Genomic DNA, 2797 nt, shown 5'->3' on the forward strand with positions numbered 1-2797 from the left:
AAAAAGAGGGGGTTTTATGTCAGTTTTTTAATTGGTATATATAAAAAAGCCATCTATAAAGATGACTTTTTATTTTTATAAAATAGTAATTGCTTGTTTCCCCATTTGTTCCCATGCCTTTTCAAACTGAGCGCGTGGCACTCCTTTACGTGGGTTATTTGCAAGCGGATCATTTATATATACAAAATTTTGATCATATCCTACTACTACCGCACTATGCTCATAATATGTAATTTTTATATCGCCCGCACTTGTATTCCATGTTTCAAAACTGTCTTCAGCTAACGGCTGAAATGTTGTATTAGCAATTACCCATACTGGCGAACCTGAACTAATTACTTTATATATATCCTCTATATTTCTTCCTGTTAAATTAATTACTTTTTCAGGAACATATTTTTCCGCAAGTTTAAAAATTGGTTGATTGTATACACCATATCCCGGCTCATCCTTTGTATAAATATTCCCTACAAATCCTTCATGAGGGTTTCCACGCAAACCATTTTCTTCAAATGGAACACGATGAATTTCACTGGCAAGTGTCATCTTGTCTACTTCGACCCCTTTATATTGCAGTAACATCGCTAAACTTGTCACTTCACAACCTCTTGGCAATTCAGGAAGTTGCTTTATAAATGGAACATTTTCAATCATAGCTGTTTCTTTCATATCAGATAAAAAATCCAAACGGAATTCATGCGCTGCTTTTTGAACAATTTTATTCTTCCCTATTACTATTGCCCCAATAATTATAATACTGAAAATAAACATATATTTAAGTTTCTTCATCATAAATCAAGCTCCATTACACCATTATTTGTTTATCTTTACAAAACATGCCTCTTATCATTGTACCTTTCTTCTTACTAGTTTGCTAGGAAGATTATATGAATTATTATTTAGTTATATTGTTTTAAAATTCTAATTTTTTGTAATAAAAAGAAAAATAAATATGCATTTTCAGAATATTTTGTTAGAATTAAAAATGTCTATTTGATGAACAGCGAATATTTCTTTTCGTCACATAGTACAAACTTAAGGGAAATTAATCATCGTTGTTCTTTTATCACGATACNNGTATCGTGATAAAAGAACAGACTTACAATCTGTATGTTTTCATCCCCCACCGATGATTAATTCACCAATGAAACTCAATATGTAATGAGCAGAACAAACAAGGGAAAATACGGGGTGAAGAGAATATGAATCAAACAACTACAGAGCAAACTGGCTTAAAGCGTACAATGAAAAGCAGACACCTATTTATGATTGCACTCGGTGGCGTCATTGGGACTGGATTGTTTATGGGATCAGGACAAATTGTCCACAATGCCGGACCAGGCGGAGCCATCCTTGCATTTTTAGTTGGCGGTTTCGTCATGTATTTAACAATGCTCTGTCTTGGTGAACTATCTGTTGCCATGCCGGAGGCGGGTTCATTTCAAAGTTATGCAAGCAAATTTATTTCACCAGGTTTTGGGTTCGTCGTCGGTTGGATGTATTGGCTAAACTGGGCTGTTACAGTTGGTGTAGAACTGACAACTGTTAGTATTTTGATGAAGCGTTGGTTTCCAGATGTTGCTTCATGGATTTGGTGTGTTACATTTGCAGCAATCCTTTTTCTTGTAAACGCTTTATCGACAAGAGCATTTGCGGAGACGGAATTTTGGTTTTCTAGTGTAAAAGTCACGACTATTATTGTCTTTATTATACTTGGAGGCGCTGTTATGTTTGGTTTCTTAGATTTCAACGGAAAACCAGCACCAATGCTTCATAACTTCACTGAAAATGGTGGATTATTTCCAAATGGTGTCCTAGCTGTCCTTCTCACAATGATTACTGTAAATTATTCATTCCAAGGAACCGAATTAATCGGAATTGCTTCAGGCGAAAGTGAAAATCCTGAAAAAACAATTCCAAAAGCAATCAAAAATACAATTTGGCGTACTTTATTCTTTTTCGTATTAGCAATTACTGTTGTTGTAGGCTTACTCCCATGGCAGGAGGCTAATCTTGTAGAAAGTCCATTCGTACTTGTCTTTGATACAGTGGGCATTCCATATGCAGCAGACATTATGAACTTTGTTATTATTACTGCTGTACTATCAGTAGCAAACTCAGGACTATACGCAAATTCACGTATGCTTTGGGCTATGTCGAAACAAGATATGGCGAGTCCTGCATTTGCGAAATTAACAAAAAAGGGAGTGCCTCTGAATGCTTTAATTTTCAGCTTAATCTTTGCAAGCCTTTCGCTATTAACAAGCATATTTGCAGCAGATACTGTCTTTTTAATACTATCGTCAATTGCAGCAATGGCAGCTGTTGTCGTTTGGATGTCAATTGCAGCTTCACAATTTTTCTTTCGCAAGGAATTTATAAAGAATGGTGGAAATATAAAGGATTTAAAGTATCGTACACCACTTTATCCAATCGTTCCAATTGTTGCTTTTTCTTTAAATTTCATTACATTCGTTAGTTTAGCTTTTATACCGGATCAACGCATTGCACTTTATTGCGGGATTCCATTTATGATTATTTGCTATCTCTTGTACCAAATTAAATATAAAAAAGTTGTCACATTTGAACAGCAACGAAATGTTACACAAGAAATAAACTAAATATATAAAATATTCAACTATCTCATCTTATGATAAGATAGTTTTTTTCCGTTTATTGGATATGTTGGTATAACTTTATTTATCTTAAAATTTCCACAATCACATTTTCTCTCGAAAAATAGTTTACAATGTTATCAAGTTACAAATGTTTTTCATCGTAAAAACAATGCATTTGT

2 protein-coding genes are annotated in these 2797 nt (G+C 34.1%); one reads left to right on the top strand and one right to left on the bottom strand.

Features of this window, described 5'->3' with window-relative positions:
- Positions 1-75: 75 nt before the first annotated feature.
- Positions 76-789, bottom strand: a complete 714-nt coding sequence (locus V7183_RS02635) for a C39 family peptidase (protein WP_335358613.1) — start codon at positions 787-789, stop codon at positions 76-78.
- A 413-nt stretch (positions 790-1202) separates the two neighbouring features.
- On the opposite strand from V7183_RS02635, the gene V7183_RS02640 reads away from it, so the two are divergent.
- Positions 1203-2621, top strand: coding sequence for an amino acid permease (locus V7183_RS02640; protein ID WP_335358612.1), 1419 nt, complete (start codon positions 1203-1205; stop codon positions 2619-2621).
- Positions 2622-2797: the final 176 nt, after the last annotated feature.

It is taken from the genome of Bacillus sp. JJ1127 (genome assembly GCF_036965845.1).
Lineage (GTDB): Bacteria > Bacillota > Bacilli > Bacillales > Bacillaceae_G > Bacillus_A.

Bases quoted from the DNA above. Each gene is read 5' to 3' on its own strand.
- V7183_RS02635 (WP_335358613.1), bottom strand. From the start codon at position 789: ATGAAGAAACTTAAATATATGTTTATTTTCAGTATTATAATTATTGGG.
- V7183_RS02640 (WP_335358612.1), top strand. From the start codon at position 1,203: ATGAATCAAACAACTACAGAGCAAACTGGCTTAAAGCGTACAATGAAA.